This window comes from Providencia burhodogranariea DSM 19968 (assembly GCF_000314855.2).
Taxonomy (GTDB): domain Bacteria; phylum Pseudomonadota; class Gammaproteobacteria; order Enterobacterales; family Enterobacteriaceae; genus Providencia; species Providencia burhodogranariea.
This window is the reverse complement of the sequence record NZ_KB233223.1, coordinates 300,717-316,207: the sequence shown is the minus strand read 5'-3', so window position 1 is coordinate 316,207 and position 15,491 is coordinate 300,717. Positions and strand designations below refer to the sequence as shown.

The following is a 15,491-nucleotide window of genomic DNA, read 5'->3' as shown; positions in this document are numbered from 1 at the left end:
GATTGACTCCCGACTGCATACCTATAAATTATTTTAATATCATTTCAACAAAATGGGTTGATTAACCTCAAAGTCAGTCGCGATAAATTCTATTATTCCAAAAGATACAACCATAAGATTTATTCCACTTCTAGCTCCTTGAGTCTCAAGCTATCGCCCCCCTCAATTTTGAGGTTTAAGCTTTGGCATGTGGGGCACGTCGATTGATGCTCACTGACTTCGACGATTGCACTGCAGTCCCAACACCACGCTTGAGCAGGATGATAAATAATGTGTAACTGGCAACCTTGCGCAACCGTTCCACGGCAAGCGATATCAAAACAAAAACGAAATGCGCTTTCTTCTACACAAGAAAGCGCTCCGATTTCTAACCAAACGCCTGTCACTTTATTCACGTCATGCTGCTTAACCTGCTGCTCAATAATTTCTAATGTGCTTTGACACAGAGAAACTTCATGCATCACTGCCCCCTAAGTGACGAGTAAACAAGGCTCTACGCTCAGGTTTTCGAGGAGTATTCGGGTCAATTATCGGTAATGACAGCAAAATTCTACGGCAATCATCTGTCAGTTGTTTCCCCTGTTCGCTGCTTAATCCTTGGTCTAGCGGGGACATGAGCGAACAAGCAAGATATTGTGTTAATCCTTCTAATTCCCCCACGGTGTAAGTCATTTCACCGTACGGCAGTACCAGCCCTAACTTGTCTCCAACAGTACGATGAGGCCAATATTGCTTTGGCCCCGGTAGGATCATAGCGCTGAGCATCCACGGTGTGATCACCACGCCAATCCATTGATTTTCAAACAATGCAAATTCACTTGCGTAAATATTCATTGATGGATGAAGGAATGAAAGGTCGTGCATCGATTGCTCTGAGACTCGTTCAAACGCAGCAAGAACATCTGCTTGCGGACTTTGATCATAACCCTTAATTTCAACTGACATATAAACGCTCTTCTTTCGCGACTATGTCTAGGCCTTCACTGCGCAGTATTTCAATCACTTTTTGCAATGCGGGCTCTAATGCGGATTGACCCACTGTGGTTAAACCAATCCGAGGTTCTAATGATTCGGGAACAATTCCCACCAGCGTTAAACGTTGAGGGAATTCATCCGTCAGATGTAACGCAGAAAGCACATCGGATAAACCTAACTGATGCGGTGATATTTTACGGGTAAACAATGCTGGCACTTCCTTATCCCGCAGCACTAAAATAGTACCTGGTTGCTGACTTGATAACACCACATCAGCAATAATCAGATGGTCGCGATCGGCCATAGCACCAATCAGCTCCATACCGGCAGTACCGCCATCTAAAACTTCAACGCATTCGGGCAAGTGGTAGTGTGCTTCCAAAGCTTCGACGATCCGCACACCAATCCCTTCATCACTGAGCAATATATTGCCGACTCCTAAGACTAAAATACGCATTAGAGCACCTTAACCTTAGTGACTTCAGCACCTTCAATATCCACGATATGTACTGCGCAGGACATGCAAGGATCGAAGGAGTGAATAGTGCGTACAACTTCAAGTGGTTTTGACGGATCAGCAACAGGTGTACCCACTAATGCTTGTTCGTAAGGGCCCGGTTCATCATTGAAGTTACGAGGACCTGAATTCCATGTTGAAGGTACAACCGCTTGGTAGTTCTCAATCTTACCGTCTTTGATCACCACCCAATGAGAGAGTAAACCGCGAGGCACTTCACCGAAGCCAACCCCTTTAATCACCGTATTTTCGGGAAAATTGGGTTTAACAAAGGTGGTGAAATCGCCTTTACCAATGTTATCGACTAGCGCTTGCCATTGAATAGATAACGTTTCATTTAATACGCAGCAACGCACGCTACGGCCAATAATACGACCCAGAGTTGAATGAAGTTGATCAACACTGATGCTGTTACCCGTCAGAGTTTGGTACAGATTAACCACGTCATTAAAGTGTTTTTCTGTCGGTTCATGTTTTGCCGCAAGTTTACACAACAAGTCAGCGAGCGGTCCCACCTCGACGGTTTTGTCATAAAACGTCGGCGCTTTAACCCAAGAATATTTACCATCGTCATCCCAACCCGTGTAATTAGGTTTGGTGGTTCCTTCCCAAGGGCCCTGAGGCTCATTTTCTTGATACCAAGCGTGCTTACTACTTTCTTTAATTCCGTTAATCAGGTATTCGTCAGTATGGCTGGTGATGGGGCGATAAGTCCTAAAATCACCGTTCTCTAGGTAGCCACCCGGTAGTAAGAAACTGCCATTTTTGCCATCCATCGGTAGTTCAGGCATGCACATGTAATGTTTGGCACCTCGCCCAACGTCGAGCCATTCTGGATAACCTGCGGCGATAACAGCGGCATCAATCTTATAAACTTGCTCGACAAAATCGCCTAAACGGTCGATAAATGACTTCAAATACATCAAACGTTCAAGATTCAGCACACCAACACCATCGAGATTAATCGCATTAGCCACACCACCTACCGCTAAATTCTGAATATGCGGCGTTTTTCCACCAAGTAATGCAACAATACGGTTGGCATCACGCTGGCACTCCAGCGCTTGTAAATAGTGAGCGACAGCAATCAAGTTAACTTCCGGCGATAATTTCATCGCAGGATGTCCCCAATAACCATTGGCGAAAATACCCAGCTGACCACTTGCCACTAAGCTCTTTATCTTTTCTTGTACCCGGGTAAATTCTTCAGGGCTATTCAACGGCCATGTCGATATGCCTTTTAATATCTCTGCGGCTTTATTGGGATCGGCATTAAGCGCCGAAGTAATATCAACCCAATCCAGTGCAGATAACTGATAAAAATGCACTATATGATCTTGGATGGTGTGTGCAGCCAAAATCATATTACGGATATATTGCGCATTTACTGGCACGTCAATATTGAGTGCGCTTTCAATGGTACGAACCGATACAATGCCGTGTACCGTGGTACATACGCCACAGATACGCTGCATAATCATCCATGCATCACGCGCATCTTTACCTTTTACGATCTCTTCCATGCCGCGCCACATGGTGCCAGAAGCCCACGCTTTAGTGACTTTTCCATCTTCAATTTCGCAATCAATGCGTAAGTGGCCTTCAATGCGAGTGACAGGATCAATTGTTATACGTTGGCTCATGCTTTACCTCGGGCCTGAGAATGATTCAAATTAGTTTTTTTTAATGCAGGAATAATGGGTAGCAGGCGTATCAGCAAGATATAGGCACATACCTCGATGGCCACAAAACCGATTGAAATTAATAGTTCTTCCGCGGTAGGAAAGTAGTCATAACCATTGCCAGGATTGAATGCTACCAGCGAATAATTCATCCGCCACATTGCGGCGCCAATCAGCATGCTGATGCCACTGATATACAGCCATCGAGAGTCGTTACCGAAGGATGAAATGCGAAAAATCAGTAACGGGAAGAGGAATAAAGCGGTTTCAATCCAAAACATGATTGAATAGAAATCAAACGCCATCACATAGTGCATTTTGCCGCGATAAATCAACTCACCAAAACGACAGAGCAAAAACAGCACTAAAAATACTTGAAGGATTTTGGTTAGACGGATAAATAATGGCCGCTCATCAGCGCCTTGTCCTTTTAATGCGGCTTGCAATAAAGAACCTTCAAAAATAAGAATTGAGAATCCCATAATAAAGGCAGTCAACAGCGATAATACTGGCAACATTTCATAGCTTTGCCAGATTGGATGCACTTTGTATCCAGCGGCAATCATCAGTGAACCCATTGATGATTGATGCATCATTGGCAGTAATGCCCCAAATGCAAGAATAATAAACATAACTTTGTTCAAACGTTTTAATGAAACCTTCCAACCAAATCGTTCGCACAACACCGGAGCAAATTCCAGTGCCATAATTCCGATATAGATCGTCATGCAAACCGCGGTTTCAAACAGCACCGAGTTAGTATTAAAAAATCCGGGAATATAGAAGTAAGGCAAATTCCAGTAACGACCAACGTCAATCGCAATCGATAATCCACCAAGAGAATAGCCGAATAAACTGGCCAATAATGCAGGGCGAACCAATGGATGATATTCCCCTCGATTACAAACATACACTGCCCATGCTAATGCCCAGCCGCCACAGGCAAATCCCGTACCAATCAGTAAGTCAAATGCAATCCATATTCCCCACGGATAGCCTCCATTTAAATCAGAAACGGAACCCAACCCAAAAATAAGGCGCTTAATAATGAAAAAAATACAGATCACAATGAATGGCCCAAAAACAATCACTGGCCAACTCACTAAACGCCCACCAAGTGGCTGTTCTTTATGATGCGTCGTCATGATGATCATCTCCTTCGTTATCTTTTTTCTTCGTATTGCGATGCACCAAGAAACTTAAACCGGCTAATGCCGCTAATGGCAAAATCATCCCTTTATATAAGGTATGCTGAACATGCTCAGAACGCGCCCCCGTTGATAACGTATCCAGTTCGGGCAATCCAAGATGCTGATAAGGTACGCCAGAGAGCACCATGACTTGAGTGCCACCCGCTTCGAGCTCCCCATAAATATGCGCTTCATATTTAGGAACTTTGATCATGTTGGGATCGTTTGTATGCAGGGTTTGTCTTGGATAACCGTAATCTTCACCAACTTTTAACATCAAACGCTTCTGTGCTTCGGTGAGTAATTCTTCACGAGTTCCAAAAATAACTGCACCTGTCGGACACACTTCAATACAACCGGGTAAGCCCCCCTTATCCAAGCGCTCAACCCCTTTTTGGTTACACAGCTCGCATTTATGGATCGCACCAAATTTGTCGTCGTAAGCATATTTGGGAATATTGAACGGACAACCCACCATGCAATAGCGGCATCCAGTACAAATACTCGCATCATAGTGAACAATGCCGGTTTTGGGGTCTTTCTTTAGGGCAGAAACGGGGCAGACTGAAACGCAATTAGGATCAACACAGTGCATACACTGTTTTTTAATGTAAGCATAACCGTCTTTTTCTTGATCTTTATTTACGCCGCTACCACTGCGCCAAACCTGAATGATATTATTGGTATAGGGTGTGAGCTTGTCGTTGTTAGACCAAGTTTTTTCCCCAACTGGGTTTGGCTTTGGATTATTGATTTCCTGACATTTAGTGACGCATGCCTGACAACCCACACATAACGTAGAGTCATAAAGCATGCCAAGGGAGTTAGGGATCGGAGGTCTATTTTCCGCGGCGGCAAGAGACGGTGAAGCCGTTCCCGTCAATAACACGCCTCCAGCTGAAAGTTTAAGGAAATTTCGTCTATTCACGGTTATTCCTCCCGCGAGTCTGTATCATTGTGACGTTTTTGGCGCCCTAACTCGCGCACAGCCATCACGCTGACACCCGCAACAAGACCAACAACGCCACCAATCAAGCCAACGGCTGTTGACGAAATTTCACCGCCTTCACGATTGTTTACATCTGGTTTATTGACTCGTGGTGTTGGATTTTCAACATTTGCTAGCTGGTGGATAGCTTTATGGAAACCGACATTTTCTTCATTGCAGCCATAGCAAGGATGACCAATAGCAACAGGCCAAGCACCGCCAACATCACAAAATTGTAAGGTTGAACAGTTACCATAGGTTTCTGGCCCTTTACAGCCTAGATGATATAAACACCAGCCTTCACGGTGGCCGTCGTCTCCAAATTGTTTGGCAAAACGACCGGCATCAAAGTGTGGGCGACGTTCACAATGTTCATGAATTAAACGCCCATAGGCGAATAATGGACGGTTTTTATTATCTAATTTTGGTGGACGATTGAAGGTAATTAAATGAGCAACTGTCGCTAAAAAATTGTGTGGATTAGGAGGGCAGCCCGGAATATTAATGACGGTTTTATCTTTTATAACTTCATTAAGACCCACAGCACCGGTTGGGTTACTCCCCGCGGCGGCAACCCCTCCCCATGAAGCACAAGAACCAATCGCGATAATTGCGGCTGCGTGCTCGGCGACTTCACGAATATGCTCAACAATCGGTTTACCCGCAACCATGCAATAGATGCCGTTATCTTTTAATGGAATAGAGCCATCAACAACAAGCACGTATTTACCTTTATATTTTTCAACCGCATTATGCTTATTTTGTTCCGCTTGTTCGCCAAAGGCAGCGGATAGCACTTCATGATATTCAAGAGAAATGGTATCGAGAATTAAGTTTTCGACAGTTGGGTGAGTCGAGCAGAGTAATGATTCAGTACAGCCTGTACATTCTTGTGCGCCAATCCAAATAACAGGGGGACGGTCTGTATCACTAATTGCATCAGCCATTTGAGCGGCGGCTTTACTACTAAGTCCCATTGTTGCTGCTAATGCTGTACATAATTTCATAAAATCACGGCGATTGATGCCATGAGGCGAAACAAAAGCGCTATCCCCTGTCATTCGGTTTTCCTATAGTTATGGGTATATACCCATAATTCTTCAAATCGTATCGTTGTTGATGACCTTCAGCTACCTGAGTCACATAGTTATTTATGCTCCCCCAGAATTTTTTATAGGAATAGCTTCACTTGTCGCCTAGATGCAACTTGAATCATTCGAGGCATATGAATATTGGAAACAATCCTAATCCTCCTTATTTTCAAATATTTGATCTTTATCAACAGGAAATAAAATAAGCAGGTATTTTTTATATATTCAATAGGAAAATCGATTCAGCTCTGGTTCAAAATAAATTAATTGAGAGAAGCTTGTTACCTCAATAATGAATTATTAATGGGAAGTATTTTAATAAAAAGACACCTTAATAGTTTCTACTTTTTTCGATATCTAATTAGTAACTCTTGATATATTAATAAATATTATTTTTTGAATTATAAAAAATAAAGCTAATGCGAATCAATATCAAAAAATCAAAATTCTTATTTTGTTAATTTTATAAAATATAAACCGGTGATCAACATCCCATCGATATAGGTACAAAATCACAATACAGAAAGGATTAATCATCTCAATTACATGATGAGTTATTAAGCTTAGCTGCAACAATAGCAACCTGCCCCAATGCTAACCCACCATCTCCCATTGGTAGTTGGCTCGCATATAGCACATCCAATGGCTGTAATTTTTCGATCAGCAACTTTTTCAGCAACTGGTTATGCATTACCCCACCCGATAAAACCACCCGATTAACGTTATGCTGACAAGCCGCTTGTTGTGCAAGGTCAGCAAAACCTTGGGCTAATGCTTGATGAAAAGCCTGAGCACGTTGCGCGGCTGGCGCTTGATAATCTAGCCATTGCTGCCAAAAGGTTGCTAAATCAAAATGTTGGCCAATTAAAGGTAACGTTACGGGGTGCTCAGTAAGTACACAACTAGATGCTAATGCTTCAAGTTGACAAGCCGCCTCGCCTTCCCAGCTCACTTCTGTGGTGCAAATACCTAATGCAGCCGCAACGGCATCAAATAACCGCCCGGTAGAAGATGCGGAGGGAGAATTGATCTTTCGCTCAATCACTTTTTGTAACGTGAGCCAAGGGTAAGGTGAAAGAACAGAAGCAATCTCTTGGTTTTGCCAATCAGGCACAAAGCGTTGTAAATGGGCTAACAAATTTCGCCATGGTTGACGAGACGCTATATCACCACCGGGCATAGCCACCGCAGGAAGCCCACCTAAATATTGACTAGTTGTATAATCAACGAGTAAGCATTCGCCACCCCATAGACGATGATCATCCCCATATCCTAAACCATCAAGTGCTATGCCAATCACTTTTTCATCACCCAATGGAATACCATGCTCAACCATAACCGCTGCAATATGCGCGTGATGATGCTGAACTTGAATTAATGGAATTTCCAGCTGTTCAGACAGCTGATTAGCATACCGATGACTGACATAATTTGGATGCATATCACTGACAAATACTGATGGAGTGAAGCGGTAAATTGATTCAAATAACGCAATCGAATTTTGATATTGCTGAAAAATATCGACGTCATCAAGGTCGCCAAGATGCTGGCTCATAACGGCGCTTTGATTTCGCAGCAAACAGAATGTGTTTTTTAAATCTGCCCCCAGCGCCAATATCGCAGGAGATTTCTCAAATCCAGCAGGTAAATTAATTGCATCAGGTACATAGCCCCGCGCACGACGTATCATCTCTGCCTGACCATTGTGATAACGAACTAATGAATCGTCCGCACGTTGGACAATGTCGCGATTGTGTATCAGCCATACATCCGCAATATTGGCTAAATCAACTCGCGCTTGTTGATTGATTAAAACGGGAGGTTTACCTGAAGCATTTCCCGATGTCATGATGAGTGGACGTTTCACCATCGCCATCAACAAATGCTGTAATGGATTCGATGGCAACATAATACCTAACTCGCGTAATTTCGGTGCAATTCGATCACTTAAACCGCTATTCTCCCACTGTTTGACTAACACAATCGGTGCTGCGGCACTTTTTAACAAAGCACATAAACCATCATTAACCTCACCATTATGTTCTTCTAACCATTCAACTGATGGGATCATCACGGCTAACGGCTTTGTTGGTCGATGTTTGCGTAATCGTAACTGCTGTATTGCTTCATCGTTAGTGGCATCACAAGAAAGATGAAATCCTCCTAGCCCTTTAATGGCGACGAGTTTTCCTTGCAGCAACCACTGAGCTGCTTGCTCTAAAGCCGCCTGCTTTATGGCTAAAACATGCCCTGTTTGATCACAGAGTTCAATTTCAGGGCCACAAACAGGGCAGGCATTCGGCTGGGCATGAAAACGGCGATCTGCTGGCGATTCGTATTCTTGGTGACATTCGGGACACAATGGAAAATCAGCCATGGCGGTATTAGGTCGATCGTAGGGCATCTGGCGAATAATGGTAAAACGTGGGCCACAATGGGTACAGTTGGTAAATGGGTAATTGAAGCGACGATTAGCAGGTTCAAATAATTCATGCTGACAAGAGCCACAAGTTGCCGCATCGGGGATCACCTGCGTATCCATCCGCCCAGCTCCACTGTGCCTTATCGAGAACTTTTCAGGTAATTCATCCCAGTCAAACGACTGTGGTTGAATACTGTCGATATGCGCCAATGGAGGGCAATGTTGAGATAATAATTGAGTAAACTCGGTAATATCTGCGCTGGCTAATAATCTAACCAGAACACCCTCACCATCATTGCAAACATCTCCATTAAGATGACATTGATGAGCAAGTTGCCATACATAAGGCCGAAAACCAACCCCTTGTACTTTGCCTTTAATCCGCAACTGTATTCCGTTTTTCACCGATATACCCTCTCACCATACAGAAGATTATTTTCGCGCTAATAAGTAAACATATCCTAAGCTGAGATCAAAGAAATAGAGGGTATTTGGCAAAAATAATGAAATTGCTTGATACCCTATATATATATTATTTATAATCAATTAGTTATAAAGATGTGCCTATTGGAATTTATATATGACTTGCTCATATTGCAGAATATCGTGAGATATTATTTCCCTTTATACATTAATTTACTATGTGATTTATATTAAAACGAGCATTAAAAACATGATAATAAAAAATATTTTTGACCATTTATAATGCTTTAGTAAAAAATCATCAATATATTAGTTTTGAAATTTTTATTTACCATTATAAATAACAATACTAACAATCAATCTAAAATCAGAAGTAATCAATGAAACGTCAATAATTTAATTTTATAATATCTTTAAACTCCTACAAAACATCATTTAATTCCAATGCCACCTCATCTCTTTGAATATATTTATAGTATCTTTAAAATTAAGAATATAATTTATATTAAGAATTAACATCCTGATTATATAATAATTAAACATAAGTTTACTGAGAAAAACCACATAGATCTGATGAAAAAACCAGCAATGATTAATTATTTTTAACAGTATACGAAAACGTTTGCTTTTTATTTTGATGGCTATAAACTGCGTCGGATTTTTTTGTCTAAGAAAAGCAAAATAGGAGTCAGCTGTGTCCAGCGATAAAAATTATAGTCATGGGCCTGTCCCCATATCCGCGAGAAAAGGCGGACTAGCATTAACATTTGTTATGTTAGGTTTAACGTTCTTTTCCGCAAGTATGTGGACCGGTGGCACTCTCGGTACTGGTCTTAGCTTTAACGATTTCTTCCTCGCAGTTCTCATCGGTAATCTCATTCTTGGTATTTACACCGCTTTTCTTGGCTATATTGGTTCTAAAACAGGCTTAACAACTCACCTTCTCGCTCGTTACTCCTTCGGCATTCGAGGTTCATGGCTCCCTTCTTTTTTACTTGGCAGTACACAAGTCGGCTGGTTTGGGGTTGGTGTTGCTATGTTTGCCGTTCCCGTGAGTAAAGCAACAGGTTTAGATATCAATTGGATAATAGGAATTTCTGGAATATTGATGACAGTAACGGTTTTCTTCGGGATATCGGCACTTACCATTCTTTCAATTATCGCTGTACCAGCCATTGGTATACTTGGCAGCTACTCTGTTTATATGGCAGTGACTGATGTTGGTGGTTTAAGTGTTCTAAAAGATGTCATTCCGGCCCAGCCTATCGATTTCAATCTCGCATTAGCTATGGTGGTCGGTTCATTTATTAGTGCGGGAACATTGACTGCGGACTTTGTGCGCTTCGGGCGAAAACCGAAAATCGCTGTACTGACGGCACTTATCGCCTTTTTCCTTGGTAACTCATTAATGTTTATCTTTGGAGCAGCGGGTGCCGCATCACTAGGGATGGCTGATATTTCAGATGTGATGATTGCACAAGGTCTTTTATTACCTGCAATTATCGTATTGGGTCTCAATATTTGGACAACAAATGATAACGCCCTCTACGCTTCCGGTTTAGGATTTGCCAATATTACCGGTCTATCCAGTAAAACTTTATCTGTCGTAAATGGGCTGGTCGGTACACTATTCGCACTCTGGCTCTATAACAATTTTGTCGGCTGGTTAACATTTTTATCTGCTGCAATTCCACCTATTGGCGGAATTATTATTGCTGATTACTTAATGTATCGTCACCGCTATGCGGCGTTTGACTTGAGTAAAATGCGTGATGTAAACATTAGCGCTATACTCGCCGTCGCAGTAGGCGTAATTGCAGGTAGCTGGCTTCCAGGTATTGTACCTATCAATGCCGTACTTGGCGGAGCTGTATGTTACGCTATTCTCAATCCATTATTTAACCGCCGTCGTGCAACAGACTCGGAGATGAGCCGTGCTTAATAAGAATTTAAAACATATTTCAAATATCCGCTTACCGGAGCGTGATGGCTTGTGGCGTATCGATATTGAAAATCAAAAGATTAAAGCTATCGTTCCTCAACCTGTAGGCGAAGTTCTGCCGGATAGCTTAGATGGCGAAGGCGGTCTTGTGACTGCTCCCTGTATCGAACCACATATTCATCTGGATACCACACAAACCGCAGGCCAACCAAGTTGGAATGAGTCCGGTACCTTATTTGAAGGCATTGAGCGTTGGGCGGAACGTAAAGCATTACTGACTCATGAAGATGTCAAAACTCGCGCTTGGAAGACATTAAAATGGCAAATTGCCAACGGTATTCAACATGTTCGAACTCACGTTGATGTTTCTGATGCAACGCTGACAGCACTCAAAGCGATGCTAGAAGTAAAACAAGAAGTGTCCCCTTGGATAGACTTACAGATTGTTGCATTTCCACAAGAAGGCATCATGTCTTATCCAAATGGTGAAGCTTTATTAGAAGAAGCACTGCGATTAGGTGCCGATGTCGTCGGTGCGATCCCACATTTTGAGTTTACCCGTGAATATGGCGTAGAATCACTGCATAAAACCTTTGCTCTTGCACAAAAATATGACCGCTTAATTGATGTGCACTGCGATGAAATTGATGACGAACAATCACGTTTTGTCGAAACCGTGGCTGCACTCGCTCACCGCGAAGGCATGGGTGCTCGTGTTACCGCAAGCCATACCACAGCAATGCATTCATATAATGGGGCATATACCTCTCGTCTGTTCCGTCTATTGAAAATGTCGGGAATTAACTTTGTTGCAAATCCGTTAGTGAACATTCACTTACAAGGTCGTTTTGATACCTATCCAAAGCGCCGTGGAATAACTCGCGTTAAAGAGATGCTTGCTGCGGATATCAATGTCTGTTTTGGGCATGATGATGTCTTTGACCCATGGTATCCGTTAGGCACAGCCAATATGCTTCAAGTCCTGCATATGGGGCTGCATGTTTGCCAATTGATGGGCTATGGTCAGATTAATGATGGGTTAAAATTAATTAGTGAATACAGCGCACGTACTTTGAATTTACAGGATTATGGCGTAAGTGAAGGAAAACGTGCAAGTCTGCTTATTCTTCCGGCCGACAATGGATTTGATGCGGTACGCCGCCAAGTCCCTGTACGTTATTCAATTCGTGATGGCCGAGTAATCGCCAATACGCAACTTGCAGTAACACAAATTCAGCTAGAACAACCTGAGACTATCCGTTACGGATATATTCCTCTGAACGATAACAGTTAGAATTTCCAGCTCACCCGCTAATTATGGGTGAGCTGTTTTATTTTTGAATACGTTATTTTATCAACCCCAAAATAATATGTTCGTTAATTTGCTAAATGGACGTATATGGCAAAATAAAAGCCGTATAAACTAATACCGACTAAAATTAAATTATCTTTCCCATTAATTTTATCTAAATAACTCTATTTCTTTATAACTCAAAAAAATATCTAATTTCGACTGGATATTCTGCTCTCTAAATAATGGGGGTTTTAGATAGCGAGAAAAAATAGAACAACTTTTAGCCGTTTGGTTTTGTGATTACAATAAATTTATTGTATTATTTATCAATAGATTGGTGTGCATATTCTTATTAAAATAATCGACAAGTAATAATAACAAGTAATCACCATATTTCAGCGCTACATCACTTCAAGAGGCTTAAAAAATGTGTACTAGTTTAGCCATAACAGATAATCAAAAGAATATTTATCAAGGAAGAACGCTTGAATTAACAGAAAATTTGCCTTCATGGATAAGTTATTATCCTAAAAATACTTTTTTTCAAAAACAAGCACCTGATGGTAGCAATGGCCTGAGCTACAGTTCTAAATTTGATATGCTTGCGATTACCACTGATATTTATTTTGATGGCGATAACCATAATATCTTGCAAGCAGTTAACAGCGCAGGACTTACATTTAGCGCAAACATGCTTAATAATTCTGAACTAACCCCAATTGAAGCTGAATATTATGAAAAATCACTTCCGGTAACCGCTATCGGCGGGTGGGCATTATCTTGTTTTGCCAATGTTGAGGAAGTTAAGCAAGCTATTGAAAATGGTTATTTTTGGTCACCACTATTAGAAAATTTTGGGAATTTAACATCACCCTTCCATTATGCCTTTTATGATAAAACAGGCGGAAGTATTGTTGTTGAAGCTGTAGAGGGAAAATTACGTGTATTTGATAACCCTACTCGTGTCTTGACTAATGGACCTAACTTCCCGTGGCATTTAACCAACTTAAATAACTATACCCATCTTTCTAATGTCGATATATCAGCAGCTCGCTTTGCAAATATCGATGTTGTACAACCTGATAGTGGAATAGCGACAACAAGCCTACCATCATCCGATACCGCAGTTGGGCGTTTTATTCGCGCTGCGTTTTATACGACCTTTGCTCCGAAAACTAATTCGTCAAAAGAAGCTGTTTATACCATTGCGCATATTATGAATCAGTTTGACCGAACAAAAAATATTTCGGTGGACACTTTAGGTGAAAGTAACGCGAGCGGATCAGAAAGACAAACTGAATATACCGTTTGGACTTGCTTAACGGATTTAAGCAACGGAGTGGTCTATATCCGAAGCTATAGCGACATTAATTATCAAGAATATTCGTTTATGCAATTTAAAGATGCCACTCAGCCTGTTTTCGAAAAAATTGAGATTTCTGCATAAGCATTTATTTAATAGGAGGTGATTCCTCACCTCCTTGCTAACAATTCGATTCAATAAGCTTCAATATTCGGTAATGCCTTTTCAATATCCCCTAACGCAAAGGCTAAATCAACCGCAGCAACCAATGATGCAGTATGCGAATCAATATAGGCTATTTTTGCATTAAGCAGGACAATTTCAGCGGCATTCATTTCCGTCACAGTACCTAATCCATTTCGATAGAATTCAACGCTGGCCGTGTAGGTTAATTCCGTTGTATCAATTAAGTTCTTCGCTGCTTTATTTGCTTCTAGCGCAGATTTTAAGGCGTTTTCTGTCACCGTTATTTCTCTAATAGCGACATCTTGGCTTTTTCTCAAATTTTCTTGAGCAATAAAGATATCTGACTGCGCATTTTTCATTCGTGCTTGTCGAATACCACCCTCATATAATGGGATACTAACGCCAATAAAAATATTAGTTGATGATGTACTCTGATTAATATCCGGTAAATTTTGTACACCTAAACTATTACTTCCACCAGCCACAGCACCTGCTAAATAGACTCTTGGAAAATAGGTCGACTCAACCGAGCGAGAAGTATCTACTGCAGCTTGCGCTAATTCATAATTGGCCAAAACATCTGGTCGCTGTGAAAGCGCTTGTTTGATCATATCATGCGTTAATGGCGCACTATCATCAGGTAGAGCACCTTCATCAGTATATTCAATATTAATTGTTTGGAACGGTGACATACCAATGGCAGAAAGTAAGAATTGGTATTGATCTTTTTCATGATTTTTAGCCAATACAACTTGAAGCTCCATTTGTGCCACTTGCTGTTTTGCTAATGCAACATCAAGCACAGTCGCTAAACCTCGAACACGTTTTTGTTCAACGGCATATAACACATCCTGACTTCTTACCAGCGACTCTTGGGTAATTTTGTTTTTTTTCTGTGCTGCTCCATAACTATAATACGCTACAGATACATCATGAATGACCTTTTGATGCATGATATTAAAGTTAAGATCACTCGCTAATGAAGCATGTTTTGCCGCTTTAGCTAATGCGTCTCGTTGGCCAAAATCAAACAGCAACCACTGAAATGTTAGAGCAGGAACAAAAAAGCGATTCGAAACCTCAACTTTATCCACTAGCTCATTACGTGGTAAGTTTATCTTTCCTTTTTGGTACCCACTCAATGCAGTTGCAGTAATAACTGGTAGATAAGTACTTTCAACCATACCTATATTGGTTGCTGCTTTCTTTGCAAGCTCCCAAGCAATACGCGTTTCAGGATTATTGTTCTGCGCAACATCAATTAAATCAGCCAATCCATAATTTGATTTTATAGTTTCTTTATCGTTGGTATAGAGATTCTCTTCCGGCGAAGACATATATTTTGCATTGTCATACTGCAATGGCTGCTGAGCATTTTGCATAAATGAACGGCTAGTATCGACACAACCAACCAGAAATAAGCAGAATAAAGGGGCTAATAAGAATTTTTTGTTATCACCCATATTTAATCGCATCAT

Annotated in this window: 12 protein-coding genes; 3 read left to right on the top strand and 9 right to left on the bottom strand. The window is 41.4% G+C overall.

Features of this window, described 5'->3' with window-relative positions:
• Positions 1–119 precede the first annotated feature (119 nt).
• From hypA to hypF, 8 genes are all read right to left on the bottom strand, one after another.
• On the bottom strand, positions 120–461 hold the full coding sequence (gene hypA / locus OOA_RS12085; RefSeq protein WP_008912433.1) for a hydrogenase maturation nickel metallochaperone HypA: 342 nt from the start codon (positions 459–461) through the stop codon (positions 120–122).
• Positions 454–945 (bottom strand): hydrogenase-2 assembly chaperone, encoded by a 492-nt coding sequence (gene hybE, locus OOA_RS12080; protein ID WP_008912432.1) that lies wholly within the window; start codon positions 943–945, stop codon positions 454–456. Before hybE ends, hypA begins: the two co-directional genes overlap by 8 nt.
• On the bottom strand, positions 935–1,432 hold the full coding sequence (locus OOA_RS12075) for a HyaD/HybD family hydrogenase maturation endopeptidase (RefSeq protein ID WP_008912431.1): 498 nt from the start codon (positions 1,430–1,432) through the stop codon (positions 935–937). Before OOA_RS12075 ends, hybE begins: the two co-directional genes overlap by 11 nt.
• Positions 1,432–3,135: a hydrogenase 2 large subunit gene (gene hybC, locus OOA_RS12070; RefSeq protein WP_008912430.1), complete on the bottom strand. Its 1,704-nt coding sequence runs from the start codon at positions 3,133–3,135 to the stop codon at positions 1,432–1,434. The genes OOA_RS12075 and hybC overlap by 1 nt, the downstream gene beginning before the upstream one ends.
• Positions 3,132–4,319 (bottom strand): Ni/Fe-hydrogenase cytochrome b subunit, encoded by a 1,188-nt coding sequence (gene hybB, locus OOA_RS12065; protein WP_008912429.1) that lies wholly within the window; start codon positions 4,317–4,319, stop codon positions 3,132–3,134. The genes hybC and hybB overlap by 4 nt, the downstream gene beginning before the upstream one ends.
• Entirely contained in the window at positions 4,303–5,292 is a 990-nt protein-coding gene (hybA, locus tag OOA_RS12060; protein WP_008912428.1) for a hydrogenase 2 operon protein HybA, read from the bottom strand. Before hybA ends, hybB begins: the two co-directional genes overlap by 17 nt.
• A gap of 2 nt (positions 5,293–5,294) precedes the next feature.
• Positions 5,295–6,413, bottom strand: coding sequence for a hydrogenase 2 small subunit (hybO, locus tag OOA_RS12055; RefSeq protein WP_008912427.1), 1,119 nt, complete (start codon positions 6,411–6,413; stop codon positions 5,295–5,297).
• Positions 6,414–6,981: 568 nt separating this feature from the next.
• Positions 6,982–9,270 carry a carbamoyltransferase HypF gene (gene hypF, locus OOA_RS12050; RefSeq protein WP_008912426.1) on the bottom strand — a complete coding sequence of 763 codons (2,289 nt, stop codon included), beginning with the start codon at positions 9,268–9,270 and terminating at the stop codon, positions 6,982–6,984.
• 712 nt (positions 9,271–9,982) lie between these two features.
• On the opposite strand from hypF, the gene codB reads away from it, so the two are divergent.
• The 3 genes from codB (at position 9,983) to OOA_RS12035 (ending at position 13,971) form a co-directional block, all read left to right on the top strand.
• A complete protein-coding gene (gene codB / locus OOA_RS12045; RefSeq protein ID WP_008912425.1) occupies positions 9,983–11,230 on the top strand; it encodes a cytosine permease in 1,248 nt (415 codons plus the stop codon).
• Positions 11,223–12,524 (top strand): cytosine deaminase, encoded by a 1,302-nt coding sequence (locus OOA_RS12040; protein ID WP_008912424.1) that lies wholly within the window; start codon positions 11,223–11,225, stop codon positions 12,522–12,524. Before codB ends, OOA_RS12040 begins: the two co-directional genes overlap by 8 nt.
• Positions 12,525–12,951: 427 nt before the next feature.
• Entirely contained in the window at positions 12,952–13,971 is a 1,020-nt protein-coding gene (locus OOA_RS12035; protein ID WP_008912423.1) for a linear amide C-N hydrolase, read from the top strand.
• Between the two features lie 50 nt (positions 13,972–14,021).
• On the opposite strand, the gene OOA_RS12030 is transcribed toward OOA_RS12035, so the two are convergent.
• Complete coding sequence (locus OOA_RS12030) at positions 14,022–15,491, bottom strand: TolC family protein (RefSeq protein WP_040691552.1); 1,470 nt, start codon at positions 15,489–15,491, stop codon at positions 14,022–14,024.

Coding starts and splice junctions, on each gene's coding strand:
- hybE (WP_008912432.1), bottom strand. CDS start 945: ATGTCAGTTGAAATTAAGGGTTATGATCAAAGTCCGCAAGCAGATGTT.
- hybB (WP_008912429.1), bottom strand. CDS start 4,319: ATGACGACGCATCATAAAGAACAGCCACTTGGTGGGCGTTTAGTGAGT.
- hybO (WP_008912427.1), bottom strand. CDS start 6,413: ATGACAGGGGATAGCGCTTTTGTTTCGCCTCATGGCATCAATCGCCGT.
- hypA (WP_008912433.1), bottom strand. CDS start 461: ATGCATGAAGTTTCTCTGTGTCAAAGCACATTAGAAATTATTGAGCAG.
- OOA_RS12030 (WP_040691552.1), bottom strand. CDS start 15,491: ATGATGCGATTAAATATGGGTGATAACAAAAAATTCTTATTAGCCCCT.
- OOA_RS12035 (WP_008912423.1), top strand. CDS start 12,952: ATGTGTACTAGTTTAGCCATAACAGATAATCAAAAGAATATTTATCAA.
- OOA_RS12075 (WP_008912431.1), bottom strand. CDS start 1,432: ATGCGTATTTTAGTCTTAGGAGTCGGCAATATATTGCTCAGTGATGAA.
- hybC (WP_008912430.1), bottom strand. CDS start 3,135: ATGAGCCAACGTATAACAATTGATCCTGTCACTCGCATTGAAGGCCAC.